This window comes from Propionivibrio sp., from assembly GCF_017995515.1.
Taxonomy (GTDB): domain Bacteria; phylum Pseudomonadota; class Gammaproteobacteria; order Burkholderiales; family Rhodocyclaceae; genus Propionivibrio.
In genome coordinates this window covers 1-15,005 of record NZ_JAGOIT010000086.1, presented here as the reverse complement: position 1 = coordinate 15,005, position 15,005 = coordinate 1, and the positions used below count along the sequence as shown (strand labels likewise).

Genomic DNA, 15,005 nt, shown 5'->3' with positions numbered 1-15,005 from the left:
GCTTGAGCCTGCCACAACAAGCGAAGGCCCGTCGGAATATCCGGCGGGCCTTCGGCGTTTTGGAAATTCAGCTCGGCAAAGCGAGCGCGAACGCATCGCGATGATGAAAGTCCGGGCGCGGGCTCGGATGGCGTAGCGCCCAGTAACTGTGGCTGCCGTCCACGGTGTCTGCTTCCTCGACGACGGCCGAGAGGCCAAGTTGCCATTGCCCACGCTCGGAAGGGAGTGATGGCGCGGGGACGACAACGTCAACCTCAATGCGGCCGGCAAAGCGCCGGGTGACGATGGTCGGCGGGGCGATTACGGGTACTTGGTCTACCGCTTGGCGGTAGTCCTTGAATGCATAGGCCGCCCATTGGCCGGATGGCGAAAAGTTGAATTCGCGGTAAGCGCTTTCGCCGCGAACGGCGATGAAGGCTTCGAAGCAGGTGTGTTCCCAGAGCTGGTCCATCCGTTCCGGCGCGCAGTCTTCCGGGATGCGCAAGCGAGCGATGTCGCCGCGCAGGCAATAGAAAAGACCGAGCGAGCCGTCGGGATTGGCGCGGATCGTCGCCTCGAGGCGATGGACCACCGGTGTCGGTGTTGCGGGATGGCAGACGAGGTGCAGAAGAGGCGCGGCAAATGCGGGCGTGGGGGCTGTCGTGGTCATGGCGCGATTCTATTGATCCGGTACGAAGAAGTCTCAACTTCCGTTCGGGCTGAGCCTGTCGAAGCCCGCCCCCCTTCGACAGGCTCAAGGCGAACGGACTTCTAACACTCCCTCGCCGTATTAATAGTTGTGCGCAACGGGTCGGGAAAGCAAATTGGCAAATAATTTATCCGGGTAATATTGACTTCATGTTTTGTCCGGGTAAATTTGGCGCATTTTCATCCAGAAAGAAGTGCCATGACTCCGATTACCACGCTGGACAACGAGGCGACTGGCGAACGCTGGATCGCGTTTGCCGGTGCTCAATGCGTCGCCTTCGGTGCGTCGCATGACGTCGCAGCTGCCGTGAAAGAGCGGGTCGATGCCGAACCCGATATCGCAGTCCTCGTCTTCGACGCTCGAACAAGTACGCCGGTTGAGTTGGACCTGCGCGGTTCGCTGACCGATGTGCTCGCGCGTTTGCCGACGGCGTCGGCGGCCGATCAGATGAACAAACCAGAGGCCGAACCGGTGCCGGTGCGCTTACCCGGTCGGCCGAAGCTCGGCGTGACGGCGCGGGAGGTGACCTTGTTGCCGAGGCATTGGGACTGGCTGGCCGGTCAGTCCGGCGGGGCGTCCGTGGCTTTGCGCAAACTCGTCGAGCAAGCTGTGCGTGCGAACGCCGACGCCGACCGCTTGCGGCAAACGCGCGAATCGGCTTACCGATTCATGACCGCCGTGGCGGGGAACGCGCCCGGGCACGAAGAGGCTGTACGGGCGCTGTTTGCCGGCGATAGCGAAAAGCTCAAAGCGACGATGGAAGACTGGCCAGCCGATATCCGGGCGCACGTATTGCGCCTGGTTGAAGCCAACTGAGCGCCGGACCCGGCTTTCTGCCTTGTGGCGAAACGCCAGGTCCGACCGGTGGAGGATCAGGCCAGTGACTTCAATGCTGCTTCGTAGTCGGGCTCGTCCTTGATTTCGCCAACGAGTTCGCTGTGCAGTACGCGATTGTTTTCGTCGAGCACGACAACGGCGCGCGCCGCGACGCCGGCCAGCGGACCGTTGCCGATCGCTACGCCGTATACCTGCAGGAATTCCACACCGCGCATCGTCGATAAGGTGAGGACGTTATCGAGGCCTTCCGCGCCGCAGAAGCGGCTCTGCGCGAAGGGCAGGTCGGCCGAGATGCAGAGGACGACGGTGTTGGCGACCTCGTTGGCGCGCTGGTTGAACTTGCGCACCGAGGTTGCGCAGGTCGGGGTGTCGATGCTTGGGAAAATGTTCAGAACCTTGCGTTTTCCGGCGAACTTTTCCAGCGTGACGTCGGCCAAATCCTTGGCGACGAGGCTGAAATCGGGCGCCGTCTGACCTTTTTCGGGGAACTTGCCGCGGATGACGATCGGCGTGCCGCCGAGGGTGACAGAGTTTTCCATGTGCGATCCTTGCTGTTTGGGTTGATTTCAGATTGAGTACGTTTCGACTTCTGACGGGTGCTCCCGAGCTTCCGGGCGGTGGTCTTCTTGTGCTGTCCGGGAGGGTTTTGTCATCGCCCCGGCGGAAAAGTTCGACGTGCTGCGCCCTGTCCGTGCCGACCATCTCCGCTATCATCGCGCCTGACCTTTTTTCCGGAACCGAATCCCCATGTTCTACTCGCCCGACATCGCCTCTCCGTCTTCCGCACCTGCGCCCATACAACTCAAGGACTACACGCCGCCCGCCTGGCTGATCGGCACCGTCCATCTTGATGTCGACATCCGTACCGAAGCAACCCGTGTCACGGCAACACTCGCCTGCGAGCGCAATCCGGCGGTAGCCGGAACGTCCCCGCTGGTGCTCGATGGCGAGGAGCTGGAGACGCTGTCAGTCAGCGTGGACGGGCAGGTGCTCGCGGCCGATGCCTATCGGATCGAAGGCGAACGCCTGACGCTGGACAATCTGCCCGAACGCGTACTGTTGCAAACGTGCGTGCGTATCCAGCCCGACAAGAACACGCAGCTTTCCGGCCTCTATCGCAGCCGCGACGGCTACTTCACCCAGTGCGAACCGCAGGGCTTCAGACGCATCACGTGGTTCATCGACCGGCCGGACGTGATGGCGCGCTACACGGTGACCGTTCATGCCGACAAGGCGGCGTTCCCCTTCCTGCTCGCCAACGGCAATCCGGTCGGCAGCGGTGACGAGGCGGGCGGCCGTCATTACGCGACGTGGGAAGATCCGTTCAAGAAACCGAGTTACCTCTTCGCACTCGTCGCCGGCAAGCTTGACGTATTGCGCGATGCCTACCGCACGACCTCCGGGCGCGACGTGCAGCTGGCGATCTATGTCGAGCCGGGCAAGCTCGACCAGTGCGCGCACGCCATGGCGGCGCTCAAGAAATCGATGCAGTGGGACGAGGAGACCTTCGGCCTGGAGTGCGACCTCGATCACTACATGATCGTCGCCGTCGGTGATTTCAACATGGGGGCGATGGAGAACAAGGGGCTCAACGTCTTCAACACCAAGTACGTGCTGGCGCGCGCCGACGTGGCGACTGACACGGACTTCGAGAACATCGATCGCGTGGTGGCGCACGAATACTTCCATAACTGGACCGGCAACCGCGTCACCTGCCGTGACTGGTTTCAACTTTCGTTGAAGGAAGGGCTGACCGTCTTCCGCGACCAGGAATTCGGCGCCGACATGCACAGCCGCGAGACGGCGCGTATCCGCGAGGTGCGTGGCCTGCGCGCCGCGCAGTTCCCCGAGGACGCCGGCCCGATGGCGCATCCGGTGCGCCCGTCGACCTATCTCGAGATCAATAACTTCTACACGGCGACTGTTTACGAGAAGGGCGCCGAGGTCGTGCGCATGATCCATACGCTGATCGGCAAGGAAGCGTTCCGCAAGGGCATGGACCTGTACTTCGCGCGGCACGACGGCCAGGCGGTCACCTGCGACGACTTCGTCGCCGCGATGGCCGACACCAGCGGTTTCGACTTTGCGCCGTTCATGAACTGGTATCACCAGGCCGGCACGCCGAAAGTGTCTGCGCACGGCGAGTACGACGCGGCCAACCAGCGCTACACGCTGACGCTCGGCCAGTCCTGCGCGCCGACGCCGGGACAGCCGGAAAAGGCGCCGTACCTGATTCCCGTCGCGGTCGGCTTGCTTGGGCCGGATGGCGGCGATTTCGACTTGGGTGACGGCGTGACGACCAAGGTTCTGCAATTAACGCAACCCGAACAGATCTTCGTCTTTGAGAATATCCCGGCGCCACCGGTCCCGTCGCTGCTGCGTGACTTCTCGGCGCCCGTTGTGCTCGATTGCGCGTCGTCGGAAGCCGAACTTGTGCATCTATTGGCACACGACAGCGACCCGTTCAACCGCTGGGAAGCCGGGCAGCGCCTGTTCGGCCAGCTGATCCGCGAGGCAGTGAGCCGACTGGCCAATGGCAAGGCGCCGCTGTGGCCCGTTTCCGTGATCGATGCGGCGCGCAAGGTGCTGGTCGGCGCCGGCGATCCGGCCTTCATTGCCGAAGCGCTGACGCTGCCCGGCGAATCGACGCTGACCGAACAGATGGAAGTCGTCGATCCGGAGCTGCTCTTCGCCGCGCGCTGCGGCCTCGCGCGTTTCCTCGCGCATGGTCTGGAGAGCGATCTGCTGCGTCTCTATCACGCGTTGGCGCCGACCGCGCCGTATCAGCCGGACAACCTGGGCGCCGCGCGCCGGCGTTTGCGCAATCTCTGTCTCGGTTATCTCAACGAGCTCGATTCGGCTGAATACCGCGCAATTGCGCGCCAGCAGTTCGACGCGACCGACAACATGACCGACCAGTTCGCCGCGCTCTCGGTGCTCGCCAACGCCTCGGGAGAGGAGGGCGAGCGGGCGCTGGCCGACTTCTACACACGCTGGCACGGCGAAGCGCTCGTCGTCGACAAGTGGCTGGCCGTGCAGTCGAGCAGCCGCCTGCCGGGGACACTGGCGCGCGTCGAAAGCCTCACGCGCCACGTCGCCTTCGACATCCGCAATCCGAACAAGGTGTATGCGCTGTTGCGCACCTTTGGCGCCAATCACCGGCATTTCCACGCGGCGGACGGCGCCGGCTATCGTTTTGTCGCCGAGCAGATCGTCCGGCTCGACCCGATCAACCCGCAGGTCGCGTCGCGTCTGGCGCGCAGTTTCGACCGCTGGAAGCGTTTCGACAGCGAACGGCAGCGGCATTCGCGCGCGGCGCTGGAATCGGTGCGCAGCCAGCCCGGCCTGTCGCGCGATGTGTTCGAGGTGGTGGATAAGGCGCTGGGGTAGCTTTTAGCGCTTCGTGCTTGCACGCAGCAGCACCCAAAGCGCGCCTTCGCCGCCGTCGAAGGATGGCGCGTGACAAAACGCCAGCACGTCCTTGCGCCGGCTCAGCCAGCTCTTGACGAACTGGCGCAAGATGCCCTCGCGGCCGGGAGAACCATAGCCGCGCCCGTGCACGATGCGCAGGCAGCGCTTGTCGGCGAGCAGCGATTCGGCGAGAAAACGTGCAACCGCCTCGTGCGCCTCGTGGCGGTTCATGCCGTGCAGATCGATATGGTTCTGGATCGACCAGCGGCCGCGCCGCAGGTCCTTCAGCACATTGCGCGAGACTCCGGCACGCAGGTACGAGTCGGCGTCGCCGATGGCGAGCAGGTCGTCGATTTCGAACGGGCCATACAGCGACTCGTGGACGACGGCGATGTCGTCGAGCTCGCGCTGGCGCGGACGCGGCGCGGGCTTGGGCGGCTCGTGCGCGACGCGCTCCGGCGTGCGCAAGGGTACGACGCCGTCGATCGCTTCGTGGAAGGCGGCGAGTTCTTCGGCGCTGGGGGACGGCCGCTCGGACATGGTCGTTCCGGATCGTGCGGCGCCGAACCACGAATGCCGTGTTCGGCGCTACGCAGGTCAGCCGAGGCTGTCCAGATAGCGCTCGGCGTCGAGTGCGGCCATGCAGCCGGTGCCCGCCGACGTGCACGCCTGGCGATAGATGTGGTCCTGCACGTCGCCGGCGGCGAAGATGCCCGGAATGCTCGTCTGCGTCGCGTTGCCGCTGCGTCCGCCTTGGGTGACGAGGTAGCCGTTTTCCATCTCCAGCTGGCCGACGAAGAGGTCGGTATTCGGCTTGTGGCCGATGGCAATGAAAACGCCCATCAGCGAGATGTCCTCGCTGGCGCCGCTCTTCACATTCTTGATGCGCATGCCGGTGACGCCGGTCGGGTCGCCGAGGACTTCTTCGAGCACGCTGTCCCACTTGATCGTCACCTTGCCCTCGGCGGCGCGCGCGAGCAGCTTGTCCTGCAGGATCTTCTCGCTGCGGAACTTGTCGCGACGATGGACGACGGTGACGTGGCTGGCGATATTGGCGAGATAGAGCGCTTCCTCGACCGCCGTGTTGCCGCCGCCGATGACCGCGACCGGCTTGTTCTTGTAGAAGAAACCGTCGCAGGTGGCACAGGCCGAGACGCCGCGGCCGGAGAATTCTTCTTCCGACGGCAGCCCGAGATACTGCGCCGAGGCCCCGGTGGCGATGATCAGCGCGTCGCAGGTATAGGTGCCGCCGTCGCCGATCAGCGTGAAAGGCTTTTCCGTCAGTTTGGCGGTGTGGATGTGGTCGAAGATGATCTCGGTGTCGAAGCGGCGGGCATGTTCCTCGAACTTCTGCATCAGTTCCGGCCCCTGGATGCCTTCGGCGGCGGCCGGCCAGTTGTCGACTTCGGTCGTCGTCATCAGCTGGCCGCCCTGGGCGAGGCCGGTGATCAGGACAGGCTTGAGGTTGGCGCGTGCGGCGTAGACGGCAGCCGTGTAGCCGGCCGGGCCGGAGCCGAGGATCAGGAGTTTGCAGTGGCGTGAGGTTTGCGTCATTTCATTATTCCTCTCGTGAGTAACATGTCGCGGATTATAACTGTAAATACATTAGCATTTTCTGATGGGGTTCGTGAGTGCCGATCCGGCCTGGTTTCGTGCGAACATTGGTCCCGTGATTAGTGTCATATAATCGGGAAGTAGTTCTTCAAGCTGCAATTCATCTGCAAAGAGGGCGTTATGCACACGGATCAACGCACAGTCGGCGGATTGCCCAGTCAGGCGCTGTTGCAAGGCATCCCGTTGTTTGCCGGATTGACCGAGGCGCAACTCGACCATATCGCCAGGATGGCGATTCGCCGCAAGGTGCCGCGCCATTCGACGATCGTTCACGTCGGTGATTGCATCGATGCGCTCTACGTCATCGTCAGCGGCGGCGTGAAAGTGCTCAATCGCGACGCGGACGGGCGTGAAGTGATCCTGACGTTGCTCGGTGCCGGCGAATGTTTCGGCGAAATGGGATTGATCGACGGTGAGCCGCGTTCGGCCGACGTCGTGACCAACGAGAACTGCGAACTGCTGGTGATCGCCAAGACCGACTTCAAGCGCGCGCTGGCCGAGAACGTCGATCTTTGCCTCAACATCATGAAGAGTCTGGTGCTGCGGCTGCGCGAGGCGAACCGCAAGATCGAGAGCCTGGCGCTGATGGACGTCTACGGGCGGGTGGCCAAGTTGCTGCTCGATTTCTCCGAGCTCGATCACGGCGTGCGCGTGATCAAGCGCAAGGTGACCAAGCAGGACATGGCCAAGATGGTCGGCGCGTCGCGCGAGATGGTCAGCCGCGTGATGAAGGATCTGGAAGCGAGCGGTTATCTCCGCATCGAGACCGGGCGCATCGTCCTGACCGAAGACTGAGCGCTGTTCCGTCGCCAGAGGATGACCGTCGGATAGGCGTCACGCCCGGCTATAATCCCGTTTTGTCCCGTATCTAGCGACCGTTGATGGCATCGTTGCAAAAAACTACCGGCAGTCGAGTTGTACGCAGTGAGCGAAAGGTGTCGAACCCGCCTAGCCCGCTTCCTGAAAAGATCGCGCTGGTTCTGCAGGAATCTCGCTGGCTGGCGCTGATCGTGCTCGCCGCATTTCTCGGGCTGGCGCTGTCCGGCTACAACCGCGCGGATCCGGGCTGGTCGCACGCCATGCAGGGTACGTCGCTGCACAACCCGGCGGGGCGCGGCGGTGCCTGGCTGGCCGACCTGCTGCTCTATCTCTTCGGTCTGTCGGCGTGGTGGTGGATCGTGCTCCTGATCGCGGTCGTCTGGTGGGGCTATCGTCGCCTGGACGGTTTGCGCACTGCGGATCGACGGCCGCTTTACATCGCGCTGGCCGGATTTCTCGTGCTGATTGTTTCCAGTAGCGCGCTGGAATCGCTACGCTTTTATTCGATTGGTGCCGAGCTGCCGCTAACGCCGGGCGGCATGTTGGGGCTCGAACTCGGAAGGGCGACGGTGCATGCTTTCGGTTATACGGGCGCGACCTTGACGCTGCTTGCCGCACTCGCACTCGGCTGGAGCATCTTTACCGGGATTTCCTGGCTGACCGCTGCCGAACGCATGGGCGCCCTCGTCGAACTCGCGTTCAACGCCGTGCGCGGGCTGATAGACCGCTGGCAGGACCGGCGCATCGGGCGCGAAGTCGCGCGCGAGCGCGAGGCCGTGGTCGAGGTGGAGAAAAAACGCGTCGAAACGCATGAACCGATCATCATCGAGGCGCCGGAACCCGTCGCCCCGCTTCCGCCCAAGGTGGAAAAACGGATCGAACGCGAACGCCAGGTGCCGCTCTTCCCCGAGGCCGTCGAAGGCGGGCTGCTGCCGCCGCTACATCTCCTGGAACCGGCGGCCGAGCAGACCGACCTGGTCAGCCCGGAGACACTCGAATACACGTCGCGCCTGATCGAGCGAAAACTGGCTGATTTCGGTGTGCAGGTGCAGGTGCTGGCCGCGTATCCGGGGCCGGTGATCACGCGCTACGAGATCGAGCCTGCAGTCGGCGTGAAAGGCGCGCAGATCGTCAATCTGGCCAAGGACGTGGCGCGCGCGCTGTCGATGGTTTCAATCCGCGTCGTCGAGACGGTGCCCGGCAAGTCGTGCATGGCGCTCGAACTGCCCAACGCCAAGCGGCAGGTCGTGAGGCTTTCCGAGATCATTTCGAGCAGCGCCTACCACAACATGTCGTCGCCGCTGGCGATGACGCTCGGCAAGGACATCGGCGGCCATCCGGTCGTCGTCGACCTGGCCAAGATGCCGCACCTGCTGGTCGCCGGCACGACCGGATCGGGCAAGTCGGTCGGCATCAACGCGATGATCCTGTCGCTGCTCTACAAGTCCGAGCCGGACAAGGTGCGCCTGATCCTGGTTGACCCGAAGATGCTCGAACTGTCGATCTACGAAGGTATCCCGCACCTGCTGGCGCCGGTCGTCGTCGACATGAAGCAGGCGTCGAACGCGCTCAACTGGTGCGTCGGCGAGATGGAGAAACGCTACAAGCTGATGTCAGCGATGGGCGTGCGCAACATCGCCGGCCTCAACCACCGCATCAAGGACGCCGAAAAGGCCGGTAAGCACCTGACCAACCCGTTCTCGCTGACGCCCGAGTCGCCCGAACCGCTGATCGCCATGCCGCACATCGTGGTGGTTATCGACGAACTGGCCGACCTGATGATGGTCGCCGGCAAGAAGGTCGAGCAGCTGATCGCGCGCCTGGCGCAGAAGGCGCGGGCGGCCGGCATCCACCTGATCCTGGCGACGCAGCGGCCGTCGGTTGACGTGATCACCGGCCTGATCAAGGCCAACATCCCGACGCGCATGTCGTTCCAGGTGTCGTCGAAGATCGACTCGCGCACGATCCTCGACCAGATGGGCGCCGAGGCGCTGCTCGGGCAGGGCGACATGCTCTATCTGGCGCCGGGCACCGGCTATCCGACGCGCGTGCATGGCGCCTTCGTCGCCGACGAGGAAGTCCACCGCGTCGTCGATCATCTCAAAGCGACGGCCGAACCCGATTACGTCGAAGGCGTTCTGACCGGCGGCGGCATCGACGATGAGAGCGAAGGTGGTGGTGATGGAGAAACGGGCGGCGATGCCGAGGCCGATCCGCTCTACGACCAGGCCGTCGACATCGTGCTCAAGAACAAACGGGCTTCGATCTCGCTCGTGCAGCGGCATTTGCGCATCGGCTACAACCGCTCGGCGCGCCTGATCGAAGCGATGGAAAAAGCTGGCCTGGTGTCGGCGATGGATGGACGCGGTGGCCGCGAAGTCATCGCACGCAAGGAAGAAAATTGATCAAACCAAGCCTGATTAGACGCGGTCTTTTTGCCGCAGCGCTGCTGGCGGCGGCGCAACTTGCCAACGCCGGCGCCATCGACAAGCTGCGCCAGTTCCTCGATGGAACGAAGACATTGCGTGCCGACTTCACGCAGATGGTCGTCGCCAAGAATGGCAAGAAGCCGCAGATTTCCAGCGGCGTGATGACGTTCTCGCGCCCCGGCAAATTCCGCTGGGAGGTCGTGAAGCCCTACGCGCAGTTGCTCGTCGGCGACGGCGAGAAGGTCTGGATCTACGATCCGGACCTGCTGCAGGTGACAGTCAAGAAGGTCGACGCCGCGATCGGCAGCACGCCGGCCGCGCTGCTCGTCGGCGGCGATGCGCTGGAGAAGAACTTCACGCTGGCCGAGGCCGGCACGCGCGAGGGCCTCGACTGGGTCGAGGCGATTCCAAAGTCGCCTGACAGCGGCTTCGAGAAGCTGCAGCTCGGCTTTGAGGGGAATGAACTCAAGGGCATGCAACTGCAGGACAACTTCGGCCAGACGGCGTCGCTGGCCTTCTCGCGCATCGAGCACAATCCTTCGATCGCCGCGACGCAGTTCCGTTTCACACCGCCCGCTGGGGTCGATGTCATCGGTGAGTGACCTTTTCGCCCAGACGCACGCGGTCCCGCTCGCCGAGGCGCTGCGCCCGAAAACGCTCGACGAGGTGATCGGCCAGCAGCATCTGCTCGGACCGGGCAAGCCGCTGCGTCTGGCGTTCGAGGCGCGCAAGCTGCACTCGCTGATCCTGTGGGGGCCACCCGGCGTCGGCAAGACGACGCTGGCGCGCCTGATGGCCGACGCCTTCGACGCCGAGTTCATGGCGCTCTCGGCGGTTTTTTCCGGCGTCAAGGACATCCGCGAGGCGGTCGCGCGCGCCGAGATGACGCGGGCGCAGAACGGCCGCCAGACGATCCTCTTCGTCGACGAGGTCCATCGCTTCAACAAGGCGCAACAGGACGCCTTTCTGCCCTACGTCGAAGGCGGCTTGCTGACCTTCGTCGGCGCGACGACCGAGAATCCGTCGTTCGAAGTCAATTCGGCGCTGCTCTCGCGCGCGGCGGTGTACGTGCTCAATTCGCTCTCGGACGAGGAAATGGCGCAGTTGTTCGATCGTGCCTGTGCCGAAGCGCTGGCCGATCTGACCTTCACTGCGGAAGCCAAGCTGCGCCTGATCGCGCAGGCCGACGGCGACGCGCGCCGCCTGATCAACCTGCTCGAACAGACGCGGACGGCGGCATTGACGGCTAAACGCGCGCAAGTCGACGCGGCTTTCCTCGACAACACGCTGGCTCAGAGCCTACGACGATTCGACAAAAGCGGCGATGCCTTCTACGACCAGATTTCAGCGCTGCACAAGTCGGTGCGCGGTTCGAATCCCGACGCTGCGCTTTACTGGTTCTGCCGCATGCTCGACGGCGGCGCCGACCCGCGCTACCTGGCCCGTCGTCTGGTGCGCATGGCGTGGGAGGATATCGGCCTGGCCGACCCGCGCGCCGCGCAGATCGCCGGCGAAGCGGCAGCGACCTACGAGCGCCTCGGCTCGCCGGAAGGCGAACTGGCGCTGGCCGAAACGGTGATCTATCTTGCGCTGGCGGCCAAATCGAACGCTGCCTACGTCGCGTATAATGCCGCGCGTGCTTTCGTCGCCAAAGACGGTTCGCGGCCGGTGCCATTGCACCTGCGCAACGCGCCGACCAAGCTGATGAAAGCGCTCGATTACGGCAAGGAATACCGCTACGCGCACGACGAAGAGGGCGCTTACGCGGCGGGCGAGAATTACTTCCCGGACGGCATGCCGCCGCCCAACTGGTACCAGCCGGTGCCGCGCGGGCTGGAAATCAAGATCGGCGAAAAGCTCGCACACCTGCGCGAACTCGATCGCGACGCGCTGAAAGCGGCGGCGAGTTCCAGGGAAACCAGGAATCAAGAAACGTTCAAGGACTGAAAAATGCTCGATATACAACTGTTGCGTAACAACATCGACGCCGTTGCCGAACGGCTGGCCACGCGCGGCTACACGCTCGACACGGCGACCTTCCAGAAGCTCGAAAACGAGCGCAAGACGCTGCAGACGCGCACGCAGGATCTGCAAGCCAGCCGCAACAGCCTGTCCAAGCAGATCGGCATGCTCAAGGGCAAGGGCGAGGACGCTTCCGCCGTGATGGCCGAAGTCGCCGCCATGAAGAGCGAACTCGAAGCCAACGAAGTACGCCTCGGGGAGTTGCTCAAGGAATTCGACGCCTTCGTCGCGACGATCCCGAACGTGCCGCAGGAAAGCGTGCCGGCCGGCAAGTCGGAAGCCGACAACGTCGAAGTGCATCGCTGGGGAACGCCGCGCAGCTTCGATTTTCCCGTCAAGGACCACGTCGACCTAGGCGAGTCGCTCGGCCAACTTGATTTCGCCACCGCCGCCAAGATCGCCGGTGCGCGTTTCTCGCTGATGAAAGGCGGGCTCGCCAAGCTGCACCGCGCGCTCGCGCAGTTCATGCTCGACGTGCATACCGAAGAGCACGGCTATACCGAAGTCTACGCGCCGTATCTGGTCAACGCGGCGAGCATGACCGGCACCGGCCAGCTGCCGAAGTTCGAGGCCGACCTGTTCAAGATCCTGCGCCCGGATGCCGAGCCGTTGTACCTGATCCCGACCGCCGAAGTGCCGGTGACCAATATCGTGCGCGACGAGATTCTCGCGGCCGATGCGCTGCCGCTGAAGTTCGTCTGCCATACGCCGTGCTTCCGCTCCGAGGCCGGCTCCTACGGCAAGGACACGCGCGGCATGATCCGCCAGCACCAGTTCGACAAGGTCGAACTCGTCCGGATCGTGCCGGCCGAGCAGTCCGATGCCGCGCTCGAAAGCCTGACGCGCAACGCCGAAGTCATCCTCGAGAAGCTGGAACTGCCGTATCGCCGCGTCGCGCTCTGCACCGCCGACATGGGCTTCTCGTCGGCCAAGACCTTCGACCTCGAAGTCTGGCTGCCGGCGCAGAACACCTACCGCGAGATTTCGTCATGCTCGAACTTCGAGTCGTTTCAGGCGCGCCGCATGCAGGCCCGTTACCGCAACGAGAAGAACAAGCCGGAACTCGTGCATACGCTGAACGGCTCCGGGCTCGCCGTCGGTCGCACGCTGGTCGCGATCATGGAGAACTACCAGAACGCCGACGGCAGCATTACCGTGCCGACGGTGCTGCGGCCCTATCTCGGCGGCAAGGAAAAGATCACCGCATGAAAGCGGGGAGCGCCGGGGCGTAAACGGTCTGCAACGGGTGGCTAAGGCCACCCGTTGTCGTTTGCACGTCTGTCGCGAGTACGCGGTCGGCGCGCTCGTGGCGATTCAGGATGTCGACGAACATGCGGATGTTCTCGACCATGATCACCGCCTCGCCGCCGCGTCCCTTGCCCGACTTCAGCCGCCTGTAATACTGCTCCTTGGCGAGGAGCGGCAGCACCTTCTTCATCTCATACCAAGAGTTGGCGTCGACCTTCAGCGTCTTCGCGATCTGGCGCGCCGCCTTGAGGTGACCCATCCCGAGGTTGTACGCGGCGAGCGCGAACCACGTGCGGTCGGGTTCTACGACCTCCGACGGAAGCGCGTTGTGCAGGGCGCTCAGGTACTCGGCACCGGCGCGAATGCTCTGCGCGGCGTCCAGCCGGTTGTCCACGCCGCGCTCGTCGGCTGTGTCTTCGGTCAGCATCATCACCCCGCGCACCCCGGTCGTGCTCGTCGCCAGCGGATTCCATTGCGACTCCTGATAGGCCAATGCGGCCAGCAGGCCCCATTCGATTCCGCTGACTGTTTGTGCAGTTTCGAAAAAGACACGGTACTTGGGCAGAACACTTCGGATACTCTCGATAAAACGCACGCTATGGAGCGGCGTCAGGCGGTCGACGTGGCCGAAATAGCGGTCCCTGAGACGATCCATATCGCCACTCGCACGCATCTTCTGAATGAATGCGTCGGCCTTCGCAATGAGTGCGTCGTCCACTTTCGGACCAAACAGCCAGACGATCGGTTGCTGTTCGCCAATCAACAAGGCGTCCTGCAGTTCGGGATAGTAGTTGCTGCCGATGTCGAATTCCGCGCTGCTCACTACAGCAGCCTCAATGCTGCGTTTGGCGACGCTTTCCATCAGATCAAGCTCGCCCAGCTTGTCCGTTGGCGCGATGACGAGATCCGGAACAGTATTCTTGATCCCCAACAGCACGGCTTCCTGCCTCGAACCAGACACTACGTGAATCGTTCTCCCCGCCAGACGATCGATTCCGGCCAAAGGAAGGGATGCCTCGTGCGTGACGAGCACGCTCTGGCTGCTGGCATACGGCGAGCCACTGCGAAGGTTCGGCTGGTTGCTCGGCGATTGCCAGGCTGCTGCCATATTGGCCTCGCCATTGGCGAGACGCTGTCGCAGATCCGTATCACTCGCTGCAACGACGATCCGATACGCAATCCCCTGTTCGTGCATGAATCGCTTTACGAGTTCATGGTCGAACCCGGAGACGCCCGCCGTTTCCTCAAGCGAATGCGTCGTCGATCCGACTCGCGTCAGGATGGTGAAATCGCGCTTCCTTTCTGCTTTCATCTTGATCGGCGCAAACGCATCGTTTTCGCATCCGGTCAAAAAAAGTAGCAAGAGAACTATGAATACGCGCATCCGTTTCCCGGGTTGTGCTAGAATGCTGCGCTCTAGCGGAGAGGTGGCAGAGTGGTCGATTGTACCTGACTCGAAATCAGGCGTACTGCAAGGTACCGAGGGTTCGAATCCCTCCCTCTCCGCCAGTAGTATCAAAGACTTAGCCCAAATCAATTGATTTGGGCTTTTTTCTTTCTGAGCTCCGCGTAGCCACCATGTAGCCAGTTTTCGTCGGTTGTACAGCGTTTGGAAGCTAAATCTAGGCTACTGTGTCAGAAAAAGCGAGTGGGATTTAGGCCCTTGAGTTATTGGACCGGAAGGTTCCTTGCTTGACGACACTCGTATCCCCGAAGTTTGAGTATCGTATGCAGCGATGGAGGACTTCAATCTGAAAGAAATCGTTGCAATGCGCTATTCTTCAGCTGTTCGGACACTAATGCTCTTGGCCTAGTTAATCGGTTTCTGGCCAGCTTAACTCGAATACCGTGCCACCTTGAGATGCGGTGCCGCATGTTGCTCGCCCACCATGCGCTTTCGCAATAGCAGCAACCACGGCCAAACCTAGGCCACTGCC

13 protein-coding genes and 1 tRNA gene are annotated in these 15,005 nt (G+C 62.9%); 8 read left to right on the top strand and 6 right to left on the bottom strand.

The window, feature by feature from the left end; translation table 11 throughout:
- Nucleotides 1–67: 67 nt before the first annotated feature.
- Nucleotides 68–649, bottom strand: a complete 582-nt coding sequence (locus KBA32_RS13210; RefSeq protein WP_294359653.1) for a DOMON-like domain-containing protein — start codon at nt 647–649, stop codon at nt 68–70.
- 237 nt (nt 650–886) lie between these two features.
- Between KBA32_RS13210 and KBA32_RS13205 the strand changes: the two genes are divergently transcribed.
- Nucleotides 887–1,504 (top strand): DUF2239 family protein, encoded by a 618-nt coding sequence (locus tag KBA32_RS13205; protein WP_294359651.1) that lies wholly within the window; start codon nt 887–889, stop codon nt 1,502–1,504.
- A gap of 56 nt (nt 1,505–1,560) precedes the next feature.
- Here KBA32_RS13205 and tpx read toward each other — a convergent pair whose 3' ends face one another.
- Complete coding sequence (gene tpx, locus KBA32_RS13200) at nt 1,561–2,064, bottom strand: thiol peroxidase (RefSeq protein ID WP_294359649.1); 504 nt, start codon at nt 2,062–2,064, stop codon at nt 1,561–1,563.
- Between the two features lie 208 nt (nt 2,065–2,272).
- On the opposite strand from tpx, the gene pepN reads away from it, so the two are divergent.
- On the top strand, nt 2,273–4,915 hold the full coding sequence (gene pepN / locus KBA32_RS13195; RefSeq protein WP_294359647.1) for an aminopeptidase N: 2,643 nt from the start codon (nt 2,273–2,275) through the stop codon (nt 4,913–4,915).
- Between the two features lie 3 nt (nt 4,916–4,918).
- Here the strand turns inward: pepN and KBA32_RS13190 are convergent, their stop codons facing one another.
- Nucleotides 4,919–5,476 carry a Smr/MutS family protein gene (locus KBA32_RS13190; RefSeq protein ID WP_294359645.1) on the bottom strand — a complete coding sequence of 186 codons (558 nt, stop codon included), beginning with the start codon at nt 5,474–5,476 and terminating at the stop codon, nt 4,919–4,921.
- A gap of 57 nt (nt 5,477–5,533) precedes the next feature.
- Complete coding sequence (gene trxB, locus KBA32_RS13185; RefSeq protein ID WP_294359643.1) at nt 5,534–6,490, bottom strand: thioredoxin-disulfide reductase; 957 nt, start codon at nt 6,488–6,490, stop codon at nt 5,534–5,536.
- Nucleotides 6,491–6,670: 180 nt separating this feature from the next.
- Between trxB and KBA32_RS13180 the strand changes: the two genes are divergently transcribed.
- From KBA32_RS13180 to serS, 5 genes are all read left to right on the top strand, one after another.
- On the top strand, nt 6,671–7,345 hold the full coding sequence (locus KBA32_RS13180) for a cyclic nucleotide-binding domain-containing protein (protein WP_294359641.1): 675 nt from the start codon (nt 6,671–6,673) through the stop codon (nt 7,343–7,345).
- 86 nt (nt 7,346–7,431) lie between these two features.
- Nucleotides 7,432–9,774: a DNA translocase FtsK gene (locus KBA32_RS13175; protein ID WP_294359639.1), complete on the top strand. Its 2,343-nt coding sequence runs from the start codon at nt 7,432–7,434 to the stop codon at nt 9,772–9,774.
- Nucleotides 9,771–10,400 carry an outer membrane lipoprotein chaperone LolA gene (gene lolA / locus KBA32_RS13170; protein ID WP_294359637.1) on the top strand — a complete coding sequence of 210 codons (630 nt, stop codon included), beginning with the start codon at nt 9,771–9,773 and terminating at the stop codon, nt 10,398–10,400. Before KBA32_RS13175 ends, lolA begins: the two co-directional genes overlap by 4 nt.
- Entirely contained in the window at nt 10,393–11,745 is a 1,353-nt protein-coding gene (locus tag KBA32_RS13165) for a replication-associated recombination protein A (protein ID WP_294359635.1), read from the top strand. The genes lolA and KBA32_RS13165 overlap by 8 nt, the downstream gene beginning before the upstream one ends.
- Before the next feature lie 3 nt (nt 11,746–11,748).
- Nucleotides 11,749–13,029: a serine--tRNA ligase gene (gene serS / locus KBA32_RS13160; protein WP_294359633.1), complete on the top strand. Its 1,281-nt coding sequence runs from the start codon at nt 11,749–11,751 to the stop codon at nt 13,027–13,029.
- On the opposite strand, the gene mltF is transcribed toward serS, so the two are convergent.
- The gene (gene mltF / locus KBA32_RS13155; protein ID WP_294359632.1) at nt 13,019–14,452 is read right to left on the bottom strand and encodes a membrane-bound lytic murein transglycosylase MltF; all 1,434 of its coding nucleotides are present in this window, start codon (nt 14,450–14,452) and stop codon (nt 13,019–13,021) included. The two genes, serS and mltF, sit on opposite strands and share 11 nt — an antisense overlap.
- A 37-nt stretch (nt 14,453–14,489) precedes the next feature.
- Between mltF and KBA32_RS13150 the strand changes: the two genes are divergently transcribed.
- A tRNA-Ser gene (locus KBA32_RS13150) sits at nt 14,490–14,577 on the top strand.
- A gap of 305 nt (nt 14,578–14,882) precedes the next feature.
- Here KBA32_RS13150 and KBA32_RS17190 read toward each other — a convergent pair.
- Nucleotides 14,883–15,005 (bottom strand): ATP-binding protein (locus tag KBA32_RS17190; protein ID WP_367113784.1); only part of this gene is annotated, 123 nt, incomplete at its 5' end.